18 protein-coding genes are annotated in these 17,496 nt (G+C 41.3%); 10 read left to right on the top strand and 8 right to left on the bottom strand.

The features are described 5' to 3' along the window. Nucleotides 1-3 precede the first annotated feature (3 nt). Complete coding sequence (locus PQ461_RS14540) at nucleotides 4-483, bottom strand: CinA family protein (protein WP_274206252.1); 480 nt, start codon at nucleotides 481-483, stop codon at nucleotides 4-6. Nucleotides 484-642: 159 nt separating this feature from the next. Further along, nucleotides 643-1,479: a hypothetical protein gene (locus tag PQ461_RS14535; protein ID WP_274206251.1), complete on the bottom strand. Its 837-nt coding sequence runs from the start codon at nucleotides 1,477-1,479 to the stop codon at nucleotides 643-645. 189 nt (nucleotides 1,480-1,668) lie between these two features. Between PQ461_RS14535 and PQ461_RS14530 the strand changes: the two genes are divergently transcribed. From PQ461_RS14530 to tsaB, 5 genes are all read left to right on the top strand, one after another. Next, nucleotides 1,669-3,849 (top strand): hypothetical protein, encoded by a 2,181-nt coding sequence (locus PQ461_RS14530; protein ID WP_274206250.1) that lies wholly within the window; start codon nucleotides 1,669-1,671, stop codon nucleotides 3,847-3,849. 141 nt (nucleotides 3,850-3,990) lie between these two features. Then, nucleotides 3,991-4,149 (top strand): 50S ribosomal protein L34, encoded by a 159-nt coding sequence (gene rpmH, locus PQ461_RS14525; RefSeq protein WP_274206249.1) that lies wholly within the window; start codon nucleotides 3,991-3,993, stop codon nucleotides 4,147-4,149. A gap of 70 nt (nucleotides 4,150-4,219) precedes the next feature. Next, entirely contained in the window at nucleotides 4,220-4,624 is a 405-nt protein-coding gene (locus PQ461_RS14520; RefSeq protein WP_274206248.1) for a ribonuclease P protein component, read from the top strand. Further along, the gene (gene yidD, locus PQ461_RS14515; protein WP_274206247.1) at nucleotides 4,599-4,841 is read left to right on the top strand and encodes a membrane protein insertion efficiency factor YidD; all 243 of its coding nucleotides are present in this window, start codon (nucleotides 4,599-4,601) and stop codon (nucleotides 4,839-4,841) included. The genes PQ461_RS14520 and yidD overlap by 26 nt, the downstream gene beginning before the upstream one ends. Before the next feature lie 12 nt (nucleotides 4,842-4,853). Continuing rightward, nucleotides 4,854-5,549, top strand: coding sequence for a tRNA (adenosine(37)-N6)-threonylcarbamoyltransferase complex dimerization subunit type 1 TsaB (tsaB, locus tag PQ461_RS14510; protein ID WP_274206246.1), 696 nt, complete (start codon nucleotides 4,854-4,856; stop codon nucleotides 5,547-5,549). On the opposite strand, the gene PQ461_RS14505 is transcribed toward tsaB, so the two are convergent. Both PQ461_RS14505 and PQ461_RS14500 read right to left on the bottom strand, forming a co-directional pair. Then, nucleotides 5,550-6,977, bottom strand: coding sequence for a DUF5723 family protein (locus PQ461_RS14505; RefSeq protein WP_274206245.1), 1,428 nt, complete (start codon nucleotides 6,975-6,977; stop codon nucleotides 5,550-5,552). Nucleotides 6,978-7,033: 56 nt separating this feature from the next. Continuing rightward, nucleotides 7,034-8,605 (bottom strand): hypothetical protein, encoded by a 1,572-nt coding sequence (locus PQ461_RS14500; protein ID WP_274206244.1) that lies wholly within the window; start codon nucleotides 8,603-8,605, stop codon nucleotides 7,034-7,036. An 86-nt stretch (nucleotides 8,606-8,691) separates the two neighbouring features. Here PQ461_RS14500 and PQ461_RS14495 point away from each other — a divergent pair, with 86 nt between their 5' ends. The 3 genes from PQ461_RS14495 (at nucleotide 8,692) to PQ461_RS14485 (ending at nucleotide 12,342) form a co-directional block, all read left to right on the top strand. After that, nucleotides 8,692-9,078, top strand: a complete 387-nt coding sequence (locus tag PQ461_RS14495; RefSeq protein WP_274206243.1) for a DUF423 domain-containing protein — start codon at nucleotides 8,692-8,694, stop codon at nucleotides 9,076-9,078. A 4-nt stretch (nucleotides 9,079-9,082) separates the two neighbouring features. Then, nucleotides 9,083-11,575 (top strand): replication restart helicase PriA, encoded by a 2,493-nt coding sequence (priA, locus tag PQ461_RS14490; RefSeq protein ID WP_274206242.1) that lies wholly within the window; start codon nucleotides 9,083-9,085, stop codon nucleotides 11,573-11,575. A gap of 110 nt (nucleotides 11,576-11,685) precedes the next feature. Further along, a complete protein-coding gene (locus tag PQ461_RS14485) occupies nucleotides 11,686-12,342 on the top strand; it encodes a protein-L-isoaspartate(D-aspartate) O-methyltransferase (RefSeq protein ID WP_274206241.1) in 657 nt (218 codons plus the stop codon). Nucleotides 12,343-12,538: 196 nt separating this feature from the next. On the opposite strand, the gene smpB is transcribed toward PQ461_RS14485, so the two are convergent. The 3 genes from smpB to PQ461_RS14470 are packed head-to-tail and all read right to left on the bottom strand — an operon-like array spanning nucleotide 12,539 to nucleotide 15,535. Further along, on the bottom strand, nucleotides 12,539-12,988 hold the full coding sequence (gene smpB, locus PQ461_RS14480) for an SsrA-binding protein SmpB (protein WP_274206240.1): 450 nt from the start codon (nucleotides 12,986-12,988) through the stop codon (nucleotides 12,539-12,541). Between the two features lie 19 nt (nucleotides 12,989-13,007). Then, on the bottom strand, nucleotides 13,008-14,882 hold the full coding sequence (locus tag PQ461_RS14475; RefSeq protein ID WP_274206239.1) for an Nramp family divalent metal transporter: 1,875 nt from the start codon (nucleotides 14,880-14,882) through the stop codon (nucleotides 13,008-13,010). Then, the gene (locus PQ461_RS14470) at nucleotides 14,879-15,535 is read right to left on the bottom strand and encodes a metal-dependent transcriptional regulator (protein ID WP_274206238.1); all 657 of its coding nucleotides are present in this window, start codon (nucleotides 15,533-15,535) and stop codon (nucleotides 14,879-14,881) included. The genes PQ461_RS14475 and PQ461_RS14470 overlap by 4 nt, the downstream gene beginning before the upstream one ends. Nucleotides 15,536-15,655: 120 nt before the next feature. Between PQ461_RS14470 and PQ461_RS14465 the strand changes: the two genes are divergently transcribed. Beyond that, nucleotides 15,656-16,126 (top strand): Lrp/AsnC family transcriptional regulator, encoded by a 471-nt coding sequence (locus PQ461_RS14465; RefSeq protein ID WP_274206237.1) that lies wholly within the window; start codon nucleotides 15,656-15,658, stop codon nucleotides 16,124-16,126. A 71-nt stretch (nucleotides 16,127-16,197) separates the two neighbouring features. Here the strand turns inward: PQ461_RS14465 and ung are convergent, their stop codons facing one another. After that, nucleotides 16,198-16,875, bottom strand: coding sequence for a uracil-DNA glycosylase (gene ung, locus PQ461_RS14460; protein WP_274206236.1), 678 nt, complete (start codon nucleotides 16,873-16,875; stop codon nucleotides 16,198-16,200). Nucleotides 16,876-16,947: 72 nt separating this feature from the next. On the opposite strand from ung, the gene PQ461_RS14455 reads away from it, so the two are divergent. Beyond that, nucleotides 16,948-17,493: a tetratricopeptide repeat protein gene (locus PQ461_RS14455; RefSeq protein WP_274206235.1), complete on the top strand. Its 546-nt coding sequence runs from the start codon at nucleotides 16,948-16,950 to the stop codon at nucleotides 17,491-17,493. Nucleotides 17,494-17,496 lie beyond the last annotated feature (3 nt).

Here is a 17,496-nt window from a genome sequence, read left to right as displayed (position 1 = left end):
TGCTTATGGTGATACCGCTTTAGTAATAAGTGCAGCAGCTGCTTGTATGGCCTTGTGAATAATGTCCTCACATTCGCCATCAAAAATGTATCTTTCACTTGTCATCTTACCCTTAACAAGTACAGCTAAAAAGATAGTGCCCACAGGCTTTTCTTCTGTTTCACTCCCACCGGCAGAAGTCAGTCCTGTAACACCCACATGGATATCGGCTTCAATCAGGTTTCCGAGGCGTTTAGCTAACTCTTCTGTTACTTCTTTTGATTCGGGCGTATATTGCTCAATCAACTCATGCGGAATACCCAGTATCTTTTCTTTTAAAGACGCATCATAACAAACCAAGCCGCCTTTTAAAACCTTTCCTGAATCTTCTGCAAGGGCAAATTCAGAGCATAGCCATCCTGCTGTAGCGCTTTCGGCAAAGGCTATTGTCAATTTTCTTTCTGCTAACAGTTTAGCACAATCGTTTATGTATTTCTCAGCCATAGATAGAATAATAGGGCTCAACGCTAATGATATAACACAAGATTGTTTCGCTGGTTTACATTTCGCGGCTGCCAACCACGAAATGCGTAAAATCCGCAATTGGATATTTGTACATTTAGATAAAGTGTCTTAATTAATCAAGTCAAAAGGATGTCACTTTTAAGATTTTCTATACAATGTTGAAGTTGAGCCGTCAAATTTAAGTTGAATTTGGTCTCTATTTTGGACTTTGAAAACTAATGGTTCTAAATCTTTAAACACATTTATACCACTATTTAAAAGCAATATTAATATTTCAGAATCACCTAAAGATGAGTCTATCATCATAGTTATTATAAAATCCGATTTTCTGTAAAAATTAATTTTGCCAAGTCCAATTTGTATATTATCTACCTCAGCAGCAAGAATATCATAATGTGCAGGATTATCGAACTCCCAAAATCCTATTACGCGGTCTGGAGAATTAAGCTTATTGGCGTATTCTAGAAATTTGTTACCCTCAGCCTTTATATCTAAAATTTGTTTTTGTAATTCAAGATTTTTCAACTCAGCTTCGTTTAAGGCAGTGGATGTTTCACTTTCTTCATTTATAAGTTTTGATAATTTATCGATGCTTATATCATATTTTTCTTTTAACCCAATATATTTTATTGTTGGCACAACTCCTCTTTTTGATAACTTTAACGACCAAGTACCACCCCATTGCTTAAACCAAGCAGTTGCTGCTAAAATGAAATTCTTAAAAAAAGGGTAAATAAATGTATAAGCTAATGCAAATAGTATAGGCTCCCATAAAGTGCGCCATATACCGCTATTAAACTTTATAAATTCTAAATATGAATGATAGTGATCAAGCTTTAAATCTGACTGTTTATAGAATATTAGAACTATAACAATCCGCCAATTGATCGCTAGCCAAGAGATAATAAATGAACCAAAAAACGGGCTTGCCAAACGATCTTTAAGCTCTTTAAAAAGGTCAGAAACTTTGTCCATGTAATAAGTTTAGATTCTGAAGGTAATAAATTCGGCAGCACAATCACAAGTTGTTATCTAAAACAGGGTGATTTTCTCAAAAATGTTTATCTATTACCATGTAAATGCGCGCTAATTTATGCTTAATATTGACTGTGAAAGGGTATCCCCATCCTTATTTATAACTTTACACGAGGTGTAATTTAAGCTATGAAAAAACATTTACTATTCTCTGCTTTGTTGGCTGTTTCGGTACAGGTGTTTGCACAAAATACTGATCCGGTTGTCTCTAAACAGAAAACAGCTTTTCAAACCGGTAGCCCCTGGATGCCGGAAACCGACGTACGGTCAGATATCGCCATTGTCTACGGCACAAATGACCGGCCGAACATGACCTTTGAGCAGCGCGTAAAATCATGGCGCGATCATGGTTACGAGGTCAATTTCATGACGGGTATTGCCTGGGGCGAATATTTTGATTATTTCCTGGGTAAGTGGGATGGTCAAAACCATTTAGGAGTAGGGCAGATCACCATGAAAGGTGATACTATTATGCATGGCAAGAACATGCCATACGTGGTGCCCGTGCAATCATTTATCGATTATATGAAAACCGCAGTTGTAAAACGTGTGATCGATGCCAACATCAGTACCATATTTTTAGAGGAGCCGGAGTTTTGGGCACGTGCAGGCTATGGCGAATTGTTTAAGCAGGAGTGGCAAAAGTATTACGGCTTTCCCTGGAAACCGCAGGATGCCTCGGCGGAGAATACCTATTTGTCGAACAAATTAAAATATCACCTCTATTATGAGGCTATTAAGCAGGTATCTGCTTACGCTAAATCTTATGGTAAAAGTAAAGGCATGAATATTAAGGTGTTTATTGCTACGCATTCGCTTGTCAACTATTCGGCGTGGGAGATTGTAAGCCCTGAAGCCAGCCTGGCCTCATTGCCAAGTATTGACGGTTACATAGCGCAGGTATGGACGGGCACTTCGCGTGCTGCTACCTATTTCGATGGTAAAAGCAAAGAACGGGTATTTGAGAATGCCTTTCTTGAATACGGCTCTGTGGTCTCTATGACCGCACCAACCAAACGAAAAGTATTTTTATTAACCGATCCTATTGAAGATGGCGTGCGCGACTGGGCTGATTACAAAAAGAACTACCAAGCCACTTTTACCGCCAAACTGCTGTACCCTATGGTAAATAATTACGAGGTTATGCCATGGCCGGAACGTATTTATACACACCCGTATCCGGTGCCTAACAGCAATAAGACAACCCTGATTCCGCAGTTTTATTCCACTCAGATGCAGATCATGGTTAATGCTTTAAATAGTATGCCGCTGTCGTCAAATAAAGTTTCAGGGGTTAATGGCATTGGGGTTTTAATGAGTAACTCGCTGATGTTTCAGCGTTTCCCAACACATAATGGTTTTGAAGATCCGCAGTTTTCGATATTTTATGGGCAAACCCTTCCTTTAGTAAAACGCGGCGTTCCGGTGCAAACCATACACATGGAAAATCTCGGTTACCCGGCTACTTTGAAAGACATTAAAGTGTTGGTGATGAGCTATGCTAACCAAAAACCCATGACAGCAGAAGTACACAATAACCTGGTAAAGTGGGTTAAGCAGGGTGGGGTATTGGTTTATGTGGGTAAAGACGATGATCCTTATCAATCCGTGATGGAGTGGTGGGATAACAAAGGCTATAAGTTTAATTCACCATCGCAGCACCTGTTTAAATTATTAGGCATTAGTCCGGCGAAAGAAAATGAGCACTTTAAAGTGGGCAAAGGTGCGGTTTATGTGCTGCGTAAAAATCCTAAGGACTTTGTGATGCAGGCGGATAATGATGGCACCTACATCAATATCCTTAAACAAGCTTATGAAAAGGATGCTAAGGCTGGCGAACTTACTTTCAAAAACAGCTTCTACCTGCAGCGCGGCCCTTATGATGTGATCTCTGTAATGGACGAAGATGCCGATAAAAACCCTTACACAGTTAAGGGGCCGGTAATTGATCTGTTCGACCCGCAATTGCCGGTTCTATCCGAAAAGACAATCAACCCCGGAGAGCAGTCATTGCTTTTTGTTGTTGACCGTGTAGCTAACAAGCAAAAGCCGCAAGTGCTTGCAGCAGCATCAAGGGCTTACGATGAGAAAATAACTGCTAACAGCTATTCATATGTTGCTAAAAGCCCTGCTAAAACTTTGAACAGTACGCGGGTATTGCTACCCGTTAAGCCAAAATTGGTAACGGTTACAAGCTTTGACGGGCAAGCTGTAACCGATGTAAAATCATCATGGGACGAAGCTTCCCACACGGAATACCTCGATTTTGCAAACAGTCCCGATGGTGTAAAAGTGGAAATTAAATGGTAGCGCAAAAGGCTGTGTTAGCCCTAAAGCTGTTGCATTGTTTTAGAAATTTTAAAATCATTCATAAAACCTGTTTGAAGTAAGAATAAAAAGTAATACATTTGCACTCTTTATTTTTAAGCATCGAATACAATAATATAAGTCATGAAAAGAACGTTTCAGCCTTCTCAGCGTAAAAGAAGAAATAAACACGGTTTCCGTGAGCGTATGTCAACTGCAAATGGCAGAAGAATATTAGCAGCAAGAAGAGCTAAAGGCAGAAAAAAATTATCAGTTTCTGACGAGCGTCGTCACAAAGCATAATTTCGGTTGCTTAGTTAACTGGGTTTGAGCCGGTTATTTGTTTAACTTTCGGTTCAGGGTTTTAAGCAACATGTATACTTTTAAAAAAGAAGAACGTTTGTGTAATAAAGGGTTGCTGGAGCAGCTTTTTCACAAGGGTTCTTCTTTTTTATGTTATCCCTTCAGGGCTTCCTGGCTTTTGGCCCCGGATGATTTGCCTGCGCAGGTGCAGGTAGTATTCCCGGTAGCACGTAAGCGTTATAAGCATGCTGTACAGCGTAATTTAATTCGCCGTCGCATGCGCGAAGCTTACCGCCTTCATAAACAGCAGCATTTGTATGATCAACTTAACCAAGCCAATATTAAGTTGGTGCTTTCGTTAAATTATATCGGTAAAGAAATATTACCGTATCAGCAAATGGAGAAAAAAATGCTGAAATTGTTTTCGCAGCTTTGTGAACAGGCCACCAATGAACAGCATCGTCAGCTTTCTTAAAAAAATAACCGGATACGTATTTATAGCGATCATCAGGCTGTACCAATATCTGTTGTCCCCAATTTTGGGGGCATCATGCCGTTATACGCCTACCTGCTCGCAATATGGCATAGAAGCTATAAAAAAACACGGTGCTTTTAAGGGCGGATGGTTAACTTTGAAGCGTATTGGGCGCTGCCATCCCTGGGGAGGGCATGGCCATGATCCGGTACCGTAAATTACCTGTTAAATGAGTTTAATACTACAGATAGAAACCGCTACTACCGTTTGTTCCGTTGCGCTTGCAAAAGATGGTAATGTTATTGCCGTGCAGGAAGTGAATGAGCGTAATGTACATGCCGAAAAAATAACTGTTTTTATTGAAGATGTATGTAAAGAGGCAAATATTAAGTTAGCTGAGATCAATGCGGTGGCTGTAAGTAAAGGCCCTGGATCATACACTGGTTTGCGTATCGGGGTATCAACGGCAAAGGGAATTTGCTTTGCTGCGGACAAACCTCTGATTGCTGTAGATACACTTACTACTATGGCCAGCGGAGCACTAAACTGGCGCGACCAGTTTAATGATGATGCCCTGCTTTGCCCCATGATTGATGCTCGCCGCATGGAAGTTTATACGGCTATATATGATGTACATGGCAACCAGCTAAGGCCCATAGCTGCTGAAATTATCGATGAAAACAGTTTTGCCGACCTGCCTAAAGACAGGCAACTGGTAATTTTTGGCGATGGTGCATTAAAGTGTAAAGAGGTACTGGAGCAAATGCATCATGTAATTTACCTGCCTGGATTTTTAAATTCTGCAACGCAGCTTACAACACTTGCCGCAGAAAAATTTGCATCTGCAGATTTTGAAGATGTCGCCTATTTTGAGCCATATTATTTAAAGGAGTTTGTGGCTGGCAAAAAGCCATTAGCAAGCTGATCATTTAAATATTCCGTTCCAAAGCCTTCGGATCAAGCCGCCGTCTTCGCCCATTGGGATGCGGCTGGCATTTTGATGGCTTTCTATATCATACCCAAACTTCAGCGAGAAGCCCATAAACAAGCCCAGGGCTGTGTAAGGGGTGTCGCGGTTGATGGCAGCCTCGCTGCCAAGTGCCGATGCGGCAAAGTTGTTTCCTGGATATAGTTGCTCACATCCTATAAAAAATTCTGCGTTTGGCGACTTGATCATCACCTGCCCACCCAGATAAACTTGCCTCATATCATTAACAGATCCCGAAACACCAAGCGTTAGGTTATGATATTGAAAATTGTTGACCAGCGTGCCTGTAAAACCAGTATCAAATACTTGTTTTGAGGCAACCAGCACAGGCATATATTTAAATCGCTTGTCCCAGTCTATCCAAAATGATTTAGTTGCACTTACCTCAAACCTGCCGTCTGTTGTGCTGTTAAATGCCCCTAAGTGCCTTCCGGTTAAAAATATCTGATTCGCAGCTTCAAAAATGCGTTTGCCAGCATCTGATTTATTTAAGTCCTCCACTTTTACCCGTCCCCTGAAATTGTAAATATTAGATAAACTGCTCCAGTGAATAAAGCCTACATCCTTAATATTATATTGAAATTTGAAGCCATTGTCAGTTTGCTGGCTAATACCTATGCTTATCGAAAGCCCCGGATTTTTGAAATCGGGCACAAAATTTCGTGGACCGAATATACTTGGATTGACATTGGTTTTTCTGGTGCCTGCCATGCTGAGGATCAGCAGATCGTTTGCTTTATCAAACTGAACTGTTGAGCTATTGATCGTAAACTGATTCCTTATGATGCCGGATAAGCCACTCAACTTAAAGCCAACAGAAAATTGCTGATTAAGCGTTTCACGATAGGTTAAGCTGATCTGGTTATAACTTTGATACTGTAATTTATCGTTGAACAGGTTACTATAGCTACCAGTGCTGAAAGCTTTGCCGCCATCAAATAAGGCAACCGTTTCATCGGTAAAAAAGCCTTTCCCTTCACCTCTTACTTGTGCAGAAATACCAACTTCCTGATCGCCATTAAGGCTGGCATACATCCTGAACATCCCCAGGTAAATGTTTGTATTGGCGTATACGTGATTGTATTTATTTTGACCAAAGGTCAGGTTAGTATTAGTAATGCCTCCCGAAAAAATACTTTGCTTAATAGGCAATTGCGAGTTGCCCGTGAGGTAAGCGTTGACCGTAAAATTAGGCACCAGGAAATTAAAGGCAAACATGCGGCTCGAATCGGCAATAAAGGCCTTTTGAGCAGGGTTTTCAAAAGATTCGTATAGCGTATTAGTAAAGTACTGTGTAAAGCGCTGCGCAAATGATTGCGAAACAAATAATAACAGCGGTAGTAGGAGTAAAAGTTTTCTTGTCACAAATTAACCAATGCTTAATAACATAACCATCGGCTGACGTAAAAGTTGTTGCTTAATTAATTTTGTGCTGTTGTTATTGAGTCTGTAGCAGCAAGCTTCATACAGAAGTTGGTATAGTAGTGATGATCTGAAGAGATTAACTGGTACGAGGCACCGTAATAATCTTTAAAACCAGGCTCGCTCGATTGATATGCATTATAAAATTCTGGTTTCAGATCGCGCTTAAATACCTGCTTTGCATTTTTGAAATTAATGAAGAAGGCTACGTTGCTTCTTTCAGATAGCAGGCCGTCAAACTCGTTATAATTTTGTGTACGGCTCAAAAACTTCTGGTTGGTATATGTTTCGTAATAAGAGCGCACTTCTGCTGCGCTATTAGCCAATACCAGGTAATTATTGATGATGATAAAGTATGGTTTGTTAAACAGGCTGAAAGCATCGCCCAATAAAAAGAAAGGAAGCTTATTGTAATTAAACTGGCCCACATCATCACTTACCATATTACTGATATTGGTCATAAACGGGCGCAGCTGCTGGCCATTACTTACCTCTATAATGGCAAGCTTTTCCTGAAAACGGGTGGTAATGATGCTAAACTCATTGCCTAATAGTTTGTGAAACTCACGGTTGATGTTAACGCCGGTTTCAGACTTTATTTTGTTGTAGAGGCTTTCTCTTTCGTTTTTAATGCTTTTATCTTGCCAGGCGGTTAAATTACCAACAAACTGTTTCGGGTTTGAAACCGAAAAGGTAGTACTGTATGCCGTTGTTGCAGGCATCAGGTCTTTTAAATGATTGATGATGGGTTGCTGCTCGGCAAATAAATTAAGATAGCTGATAGGTTGTGTTTTGTCGATATTAGTAAGGCCGTTAAACATAAGCGCATCCTTTTTATAATTAAGGCTTAGGGCTGCATGCGCAGGCATCAGGCGGAAGGGCCTTAACATATCCGGGTTTTTAGCTACAAAAAGCTGCTCGCACAACTGAGGCAACTGGCTATAATTAATGTAAAGTATGGCTATGGCATTACTTCTTTGCTGATCAGACAGCTTTAAACTGTTCAAATGTTTTTTATGATCGTAAGCTGCTGCCTGGGCGATCAAATCTTTTGAAAAGCTGCCACTGATGATACGTTTCTTATCTTCGGTAAGATAAAATGGCCGGGTTAATCCGGCGGCATTGAATTCGTAAATGCCATTGCCTATGTTTTCAATGCCTGCCTTTAAGTTGTTTGATATCAGCTGAATGATAGATAGCTTAGATTCACCATCAACAGATGTCGTTAATAAGTAGTCTAACTGATTACCGGATTGCGGGTGCAGCGAAATATAAATAGGTTTATCATCAAAATACTGTGCTAAGCCAGGGTTTAGCAGAAGCTGTTCGCGAAGTATTTTGAACTCGTCTGTTTTTGATTTTCCTGCCAGACCTGTAAGCAGGTTATTGCCGCTGAATAGCTCGTAAAAGCTGGTTTCGTTATCAAACTCGGCAATTACAGAGGCATCATCCGGGATATGGTTCATTACCTCTTCGGGCCGGCCCCCTGACGATTCAAGGTTCTCGAAATAAACAACAGTTATCCCTATGGCTGCTGCAAGCAAAATTATAGTGATAATCAGATGTTTCATTTTGACGCTTTACAAAGTTAGATTTTTTACTTTATGCAAATGAACTAATCTTACCAAAAATGGTAATTTAGCCAATTACATAGCATATGAACAAACAAATAGTAGTAACTGGTGCACTTTTCGGGATGGTTGCTGTAATAACCGGAGCCTTTGGCGCACATGCCCTTAAAAGCTTACTTGCACCCGCCCAGCTTGAAATTTGGCACACCGCAGTGCAGTATCAATTTTATCATACATTCGCGCTGCTGTTTTTATCCACCTTTTCGAGGTTTAAAAATAACTACATATTTACCGCTTACTGGCTGTTTGTATTTGGCATTATTCTTTTTTCGGGGTCTCTTTACCTGCTATCGCTCCGATCAGCCTTAGGTTGGAACGGTTTAATGTGGCTCGGTCCTGTTACTCCTGTCGGGGGATTACTGTTTATCTCCGGGTGGATCACTTTAGCCATTGCCGGGCTTCGCAATAAATAAGTAAATGCTTGAGTTTGCCGATACATATTACACCGGTCGTAAAACGCTTTTTGTAGAAGTAATTTTACCATTAGCTATTGCGAAGAACTATACCTACCGCGTGCCGTTCGAAATGAATGATAGCATAGCCATAGGTAAACGCGTGGTGGTGCAATTTGGCAAAAGCAAACTTTATACAGCAATAGTAGCAGCCATTACAGAACAGGCACCTGAAAAGTACGAAGCAAAGTATTTGATGGACGTGCTTGACGACAGGCCAATGGTTACCCAAAACCAGCTGGCTTTTTGGGAGTGGATGGCCAACTATTACTTATGTCACACCGGCGATGTAATGAATGCGGCATTACCCTCGGCTTTAAAACTGGCCAGCGAAACACGTATTGTACTCAATAAAGATTACGAGATCGATAGATCTGTGCTGCATGATAAAGAGTTTCTGATCGTTGATGCGCTCGAACTGCAGCCCGAATTAACTGTTAGTGATATTGTTAAACTTTTGGGGCAAAAAACCGTAATGCCTATTTTGAAATCGATGTTTGAAAAGAATCTGATTGGCATTTCGGAGTCGGTGAATGAACGGTATAAACCCCGCAAGCGCACTTATTTAAAACTGAACGATATCTACAACAGGCAAGATCAGCTGAAGGAACTATTTGAGATATTGGAAAGGCGCGCACCAAAGCAGGCTGATGTATTGCTGGCTTACATTAATCTTATGCGGCGCGGGCAAAAGATGATCTCTAAAAATGAATTGATTGAAGCCTCTGGTGCAAGCGCTGCTATTATAAAAGCACTTACCGATAAGGATATTCTGATTGCTGAGGATGTAAATGTAAGCCGTTTATATTATGAAAATGATGAAGACCCTGAACTCAGCGCCGTTTTAAGCGATGAGCAGGAGTATGCCTTACAATCAATCCGCGATCAGTTTGAGCAAAAGGACGTAGTACTGTTACATGGCATAACTTCATCAGGCAAAACACAGCTTTATATTAAGCTGATTGAAGATATAGTTGCACAGGGAAAACAGGTACTATACCTGTTGCCCGAAATTGCTTTAACTACCCATATCATTGAACGCCTGCGCAAATACTTCGGCGAAGCCATCGGTGTATACCATTCGCGTTTTAATGATAATGAACGCGTTGAAGTATGGCAAAAAGTGCTTGATGGCAGCTACCAGATTGTGCTGGGCGCACGTTCAGCATTGTTTCTGCCATTTGCTGACTTGGGTTTGATTGTAGTTGACGAGGAACACGAAACATCTTATAAACAGTTTGATCCCGCGCCGCGTTACAATGCGCGCGATTCTGCCATATACCTGGCCAATATGTATGGCGCAAAAGTGCTGCTGGGGTCGGCTACTCCATCAATAGAGTCTTACTTTAATGCAAGAGGTAAAAAATACGGTTTTGCCGAACTTACATCGCGTTATGGTGGTGTAGAGTTGCCGCAGATTGAAGTGGTAAACATAGCCGAAGAGCTAAAGCGCAAAACCATGCAGTCGCATTTTACGAGTGTACTAATGCATGACATGGGTGAGGCGTTAAAGCGAAAAGAACAGATTATTCTGTTTCAAAATAGGCGTGGCTATGCCCCGGTAATGATCTGTAAAACCTGTGCGTATACCCCAAAATGCATTAACTGCGATGTGAGCCTTACATTCCATAAAAGCAGCGGCAAAATGCATTGCCACTATTGCGGCTATAAAGAAGATGCGCCATCAACCTGCCCGGCTTGTGGTTCTGCACATTTGGAATATAAAGGCTTCGGTACCGAAAAGGTGGAAGATGAGTTAAGCGTGTTGCTGCCTGATGCCCGCATTATGCGGATGGACTTAGATACCACACGTGCTAAAAACGCTTTTCAGAACATCTTAAATGATCTGGAAGAAAAGCGCATTGATGTATTAGTTGGTACGCAAATGGTGGCTAAAGGGCTTGATTTTGCCGATGTAACTGTAATTGGTATCATTAACGCCGACAGTTTGTTAAAGTATCCTGACTTTCGTGCTAATGAACGCAGTTTCCAGATGCTGGCACAGGTAAGCGGAAGGGCTGGTAGAAGAGGAAAACAAGGCAAGGTGGTTATCCAAACGTATGATCCAGATCACCGTGTAATTAAGCAGGTAATCGACAATGATTACCAGGATCTATACAACAACGAGATCAGCGAGCGTAAAAGCTTTAAGTACCCGCCGTTTTACCGAATGATACAGCTTGATGTAAAGCATAAAGATCCGGAGAAACTGTTTCAGCAGGCAGAATATTTAGGAGCTGAACTCCGCAAACATTTTGGCGAACGCGTGATAGGGCCCGAATATCCCTTAATCAGCCGCATCAGAAACTTTTACATCAAAACAATCACGCTAAAGTTTGAGCGCGATTCTGTGTCACTTAATAAGGCAAAGGACGTTATACGAAATGTGATTTTGCAGTACCAAACTACCAAACTAAGCCAGGGGAGCATTGTACAACCAGACGTTGACCCATATTAACTGGTTTGTGCTATAGTGGATAAAATAATCTTCTGATTACAAATAAATTGAAGCTTGTATGTGCTTAAAAAGCCGATTTGCTGCGTGCATTTCTGTAAATTTGCGCAACGATGGCCTACAAGTTTATTGACAATTACCGCGAAAAGGGCGCCCGCAAACGCCTTGTTGAACTACTAAAGAAAAAAGGTATCGAAGACGAGCGGGTATTGCAAGCCATTGGAAAAGTACCCCGCCATTATTTTTTCGACGAAACGTTTTGGAACCAGGCCTATAAGGACATTGCTTTTCCGATAGGCGAGGGGCAAACTATCTCACAACCCTACACCGTTGCTTACCAAACAGAATTACTGCACATTAACAAAGGCGATAAAGTACTTGAAATAGGTACAGGATCAGGTTATCAGACTTGTATTTTGGTTGAACTGGGCGCCAGTGTGTTTACCATAGAACGCCAGGAAAAGCTTTATGAACGTACCAGGCAGGTATTGCCTTATATGGGATATAAGCCGCAATTCTTTCTGGGTGATGGTTCAAGGGGTATAGGAGAACATGCCCCTTATGATAAGATCATTGTAACGGCTGGTGCGCCAACCGTGCCTGAGATACTATTAAAGCAATTGAATATCGGTGGAATATTAGTAATACCGGTAGGCGACGAAGAGCAGCAAAAGATGGTGACTGTGCTAAAGGTATCAGAAAACGACTATGAAAAGCATGTGCTTGATACTTTCAGGTTCGTACCGCTAGTGGGAGATAAAGCCTGGTAAAGATTTTCAGATAACGGATTTGAGATTTCTGAGGTCCGATTTAAGAGTTAATGAAAAGGCGTCATTGCGAAAAGTCCAGATTTATATCGGGAGGATGAAGCAATCCCCGGTAGGTTAAAACTCAAGATTGATTTAGATATTTCACTGCTTTCAATATGACAAATACCCAAATCATGATGTCTTGATTCTAACCCGATTATCTCTTCATTACCCGGCTCAGCTCAATTTTGCTTTCACGATCTTTTATCGTGTCGCGTTTGTCGAAGGCTTTTTTACCTTGTGCCAAAGCAATTTCCAGCTTTGCAAAGCCGCGTTCGCTGATAAAAATCCCAAGTGGAACAATCGTGTAGCCTTTTTCTTCGGTACGCGTTTGCAGCTTTTTTAATTCCTTTTTGTTAAGTAGCAATACACGGTCGCGCTTGGCTTCGTGGTTGTAAAATGAGCCGTGGGAATACTCGGAAATGTGCAGGTTACGTACATATAGCTGGTTGCCTATAAACGTGCAGAAGGCATCATTAATATTGGCTTTTCCCTCACGTATCGATTTAATTTCAGTACCTAATAATTTAATCCCCGCCACATATTTATCCAGTATGTGGTATTCAAAATACGCCTTCTTATTTTTTATATACAGATCCTGACTCATTATTTTACAAATATGCAAATTATTTAGGTAGCGGTTTTACTATCAGCACCGGTACCTTCACCTTATGCCTCACAGCGTTCACAGTTGTGCCGAAGATCAAATCTTTCAAAATCCTGTGCCCATGCGACCCCATTACAACGAAATCAATGTTTTCCTGTTTTACCACATCTGCAATAGCCGTTGCCGTAGCACCGTAACCAATATGTGTATTGGCCTTATAGCCTAAAGCAACCAGTTCGTCGGCGTATTGCTGTAAGTTATCAGCATCGCTTTGGGTTTCCATATCCATTACCTCATTGCCGTGATAACGTGCCGCTGCGGTTTCTACAACGTGTATAAGCGTATAGTTAGCCTCTTTGCCGCCCTGCATAATGCCATGCCGGATAGACTCCCAATCGTTTCGCGAAAAGTCAATAGCTATACCAATATGATTATAATTAATACGGTCTATGGACTGTATAGCCTTGGCAATGCCGTGCGGAACGTTATTAGGCTTGTCAGGGGCTTTGACTAACAAAGGCTTCACAGTAACATATAGCAATAGTAAGCCTATACCTATTGTTATTGGTACAATGATGCCATCCAATATTAATGGCGAAACATTGCCCGATTTACTCCAGTCGTCAAATTCCTGTATCACCAGTCTTACATTTAACACAACAATTAGCGCAGCGGCAATCCAGGCAAAAATGCGCACCCAGATTCTGATGGCAAATTTGCCCATCCGTACCTTATCTGATGTAAAATGTATCAGTGGAATAACGGCAAAACCTAATTGTAAGCTCAATACTACCTGGCTTAGTACCAAAAGATGGCTAAGTCCATCGCCACCGGCATAAATAAGGGTAAAATAAGCTGGTATAATAGCTAATAAGCGGGTGAGTAAACGGCGCAGCCACGGTGCTATACGCAGGTTAATGTGGCCTTCCATTACAATTTGTCCGGCGAGTGTACCTGTAATGGTTGAGCTTTGCCCCGAAGCAATAAGCGCTATGGCAAACAATCTCGGAGCCATATCACCGAAAATCTTACTCAGTAGTTTATGTGCGTCAGATATTTCTGCTATTTCATGGTAGCCGTTTCTGTAAAAAGCACTGGCGGCCAATATTAAAATGGCGGCGTTAACAAAAAAGGCCAGGTTAAGTGCAATGGTAGTATCCCAAAGGTTAAATTTAATGGCATTGCCAATACCTTCGTCTGTGCGTTCAATTTTACGCGTTTGAACAAGCGACGAATGCAGATACAAGTTGTGCGGCATTACTGTAGCACCAATAATACCGATAGCCACATACAACTGGGCATCGCTAAGGCTATTAGGTACAAATCCTTTTGCTATTTCTACCACATCCGGCTTGGCGATAAACATTTCTGCCAGGAACGACAGGCCTACAATTAACACAAGCGATACAATAAATGCTTCCAGTTTGCGCATGCCTTTATTCATCAGGAAAAGCAGCAAAATGGTGTCGAGCATGGTGATGGAAACACCCCAGATCAACGGCAGGCCGAAAAGTAGTTGCAAACCTATAGCCATACCGATGATTTCGGCCAGATCGCAGGCTATAATGGCAATTTGTGCCAGTATGAACAAGCAAAAGTTGACAAAGCGGTTGTATGAGTGCCTTGATGCCTGCGCCAGGTCGAGCCCACGTACTATGCCCAGCCTTGCACTGAGTGATTGCAGCAACAGCGCAATAATGTTTGATAACAATAATACCCAAATCAGTCTGTACCCAAACTGGCTGCCTGCGGCAAGGTCGGTTGCCCAATTGCCCGGGTCCATGTACCCGACGCTGATCAGATACGCGGGACCTATAAAAGACAGGAACCTGCGCCAGCCTGTTCTTTTGTCTGTAGCTACCGAGCCATGTACATTACCTAAAGATTCGCTCATATGGCTATTAATATATTTTTAGCAGCATCGCGGCTGATGCTGATCCTGTTACCACTTTCGTTAATTGTTAACACAACCGATTGGTCGTACTCCAGCACCTCAACAACCTTCACTTTGTTGCCAATAAGCAGGTTAAGCTTTTCAAGGTATTGTAAAAATGCAGAAGTATGCTCGCGTACAGCAGTAATCGGCCCGCCTTCATTAACAGCAAGCATGCTTATCGGTTTGCAAACCTCGTGCTTAAAATGCCCATTTTTATCGGGTATGGGGTCGCCATGCGGGTCGTAAGATGGGTGTCCCATAAACTCATCTAAACGGTCAACAAGCTCTATGGACGATATATGTTCCAGTTCCTCGGCCATCTCGTGTACCTCGTCCCATTTAAATTTTAGTTTCTCCACCAAAAAATATTCCCATAGCCTGTGGCGACGAATGACGTTCACGGCAATTTTGCTTCCGGTGGGAGTGAGGCTTACCCCATAGTAGGGCTTATAGTCAATCAGCTGTTTTTCGGCCAACCTTTTCAGCATATCAGTAACCGAAGCTGCCTTTGTGTTTAATATCGCAGCCAACTGATTGGTTGATACCGTTTCAGATTCGGTAGCCAGGTGATAAATGGTTTTAAGATAATTCTCTTCAGTAAAAGTTTGCATTTAAACAAATCTAATTAAAATTTTAGACTAATCTAAATATTTTACGATTAGAATTAATATTTGTTTTAAATGCCGTTTCGAAAAATAATATTTTGTAGAATTGTAGTCCGATTTAAGACCATGGCAAACGAACTTGATAAAATAGATCTTCAGATATTAAAGATATTACAGGAAAACGGCAGAATCACCAATCTGCAATTATCAAATGAGATTGGTTTATCACCGGCGCCTACTTTAGAACGTGTGCGTAAGCTTGAGAATGCCAACTATATTAAAAGCTATCATGCCTTAGTTGATGAGGAAAAACTGGGCTTAGGCATTAAGACCTTTATACAAATCTCGCTCGACTTTCATAAGAACAATACCATTCAGATATTTTTAGACGAGATACAGAAGATCAACGAAGTAACGGAATGCCACCACGTTACCGGGCAATGCGACTTTCTGTTAAAAGTATATGTGCGCGACATTAAATCATATGAGCAACTGATTATGGAAAAGATCAGCCGTATAAGCGTTGTTAAAACCTTCCAGACAATGATGATCATGTCGACCAGCAAAAAGGAACCTATTATACCGCTGGAGTACTAATTTTGAATTAGTGAGTTACTGAATACTGAATATTCAAATCAGGCCATCATTCACTAATTCAAAATTCAACACTAATAAATCTGCCAGTCGATTGGTGTTTTGCCTTGTTTCTCTAACAGTTCATTAGTCTTGGAAAATGGTTTTGAGCCCCAGAATCCGCGCTCTACGGATAATGGCGATGGGTGTACCGATTTCAATATAAAATGCTTGCTTTGATCAATCAGTGCAATTTTGGATTGCGCATAGCTGCCCCATAAAATAAACACGACACCTTCTTTCAAGTCTGATATTTTCTTGATCACCGCATCGGTAAATATTTCCCAACCCTTTTTCTGATGCGATGCCGGTGCCCCTGCGCGTACAGTAAGCGTAGCGTTTAAAAGTAATACACCTTGTTGTGCCCAACCTTCCAGATTGCCATGTGCTGGTTTTTTAAAGCCCGTTATATCTGTTTCCAGTTCTTTGTAGATGTTGATCAGCGAGCGTGGTATGGCAATCCCTTTTTGTACAGAAAACGATAAACCATGCGCCTGATGAGCACCAGGATAGGGGTCTTGCCCCAGGATCACTACCTTTACCTTATCAAAAGGTGTTTTGTTAAAAGCATTAAATATATCGGCATTTTTGGGGTATACAACCTGGCCTTGCTGCTTCTCTTCCTGCAGAAAATGGCGCAGTTTTACCATGTAATCTTTCTTAAACTCGTCTTGCAAAACATTAAGCCAGCCCGGCTCCAGATCTATTGCCATAAATATTTAGTAAATGTTGCTTAAGCGTACAAATAAACGGATATTTGTACATTAATATTCTATAATATAATTATGTCAAATATTGTTCGTCTGATAATTGCCTGTGTTGTGCTTGGTGCAGCGGTTACTCTTGCCGGATTTGGTTTTTGGGGTTGGGGTATACTGGTATTCCTTATCGGCGGTATCATACTTTTAACTTACTTCTTTAACGAAAATATGATCATTGCGCAGTTCTATCTGCGTAAAGAAAAACAGGATGAAGCGGAGCAGTGGTTATTAAAGATCACTAATTACGAAACACAGTTAAACAAAAATCAGCATGGTTATTACAACCTGCTATTGGGTTTAATTGAGTCGCGTAAGGCGCCTATGAAATCTGAAAAATACTTTAAGAAAGCCCTTTCTTTAGGTATGCGTATGTCGCACAATACAGCTTTGGCTAAACTGAGCCTGGCAGGTATTTCAATGGCAAAACGCAATAAGCGTGAAGCGCAGCAGTATTTATCTGAGGCTACTAAAGAAGATAAAAATAAACTGCTTGCCGATCAGATCAAGATGATGAAAGGCCAGCTTAATCAGATGGACAAGCAGGTGCAAAGAGGTTACCGCAATTATTAATTG

Origin of the sequence: Mucilaginibacter sp. KACC 22063, assembly GCF_028736115.1 — a bacterium.
Lineage (GTDB): Bacteria > Bacteroidota > Bacteroidia > Sphingobacteriales > Sphingobacteriaceae > Mucilaginibacter.
Note: the sequence above shows the minus strand (reverse complement) of the source record. Positions and strands in the feature narration are given on the sequence as shown.

Coding starts and splice junctions, on each gene's coding strand:
- PQ461_RS14485 (WP_274206241.1), top strand. CDS start 11,686: ATGGCCTACAAGTTTATTGACAATTACCGCGAAAAGGGCGCCCGCAAA.
- PQ461_RS14540 (WP_274206252.1), bottom strand. CDS start 483: ATGGCTGAGAAATACATAAACGATTGTGCTAAACTGTTAGCAGAAAGA.
- PQ461_RS14465 (WP_274206237.1), top strand. CDS start 15,656: ATGGCAAACGAACTTGATAAAATAGATCTTCAGATATTAAAGATATTA.
- priA (WP_274206242.1), top strand. CDS start 9,083: ATGCTTGAGTTTGCCGATACATATTACACCGGTCGTAAAACGCTTTTT.
- rpmH (WP_274206249.1), top strand. CDS start 3,991: ATGAAAAGAACGTTTCAGCCTTCTCAGCGTAAAAGAAGAAATAAACAC.
- PQ461_RS14535 (WP_274206251.1), bottom strand. CDS start 1,479: ATGGACAAAGTTTCTGACCTTTTTAAAGAGCTTAAAGATCGTTTGGCA.
- PQ461_RS14495 (WP_274206243.1), top strand. CDS start 8,692: ATGAACAAACAAATAGTAGTAACTGGTGCACTTTTCGGGATGGTTGCT.
- yidD (WP_274206247.1), top strand. CDS start 4,599: ATGAACAGCATCGTCAGCTTTCTTAAAAAAATAACCGGATACGTATTT.
- tsaB (WP_274206246.1), top strand. CDS start 4,854: ATGAGTTTAATACTACAGATAGAAACCGCTACTACCGTTTGTTCCGTT.
- ung (WP_274206236.1), bottom strand. CDS start 16,875: ATGGCAATAGATCTGGAGCCGGGCTGGCTTAATGTTTTGCAAGACGAG.
- PQ461_RS14455 (WP_274206235.1), top strand. CDS start 16,948: ATGTCAAATATTGTTCGTCTGATAATTGCCTGTGTTGTGCTTGGTGCA.
- PQ461_RS14530 (WP_274206250.1), top strand. CDS start 1,669: ATGAAAAAACATTTACTATTCTCTGCTTTGTTGGCTGTTTCGGTACAG.
- smpB (WP_274206240.1), bottom strand. CDS start 12,988: ATGAGTCAGGATCTGTATATAAAAAATAAGAAGGCGTATTTTGAATAC.
- PQ461_RS14520 (WP_274206248.1), top strand. CDS start 4,220: ATGTATACTTTTAAAAAAGAAGAACGTTTGTGTAATAAAGGGTTGCTG.
- PQ461_RS14470 (WP_274206238.1), bottom strand. CDS start 15,535: ATGCAAACTTTTACTGAAGAGAATTATCTTAAAACCATTTATCACCTG.
- PQ461_RS14475 (WP_274206239.1), bottom strand. CDS start 14,882: ATGAGCGAATCTTTAGGTAATGTACATGGCTCGGTAGCTACAGACAAA.
- PQ461_RS14500 (WP_274206244.1), bottom strand. CDS start 8,605: ATGAAACATCTGATTATCACTATAATTTTGCTTGCAGCAGCCATAGGG.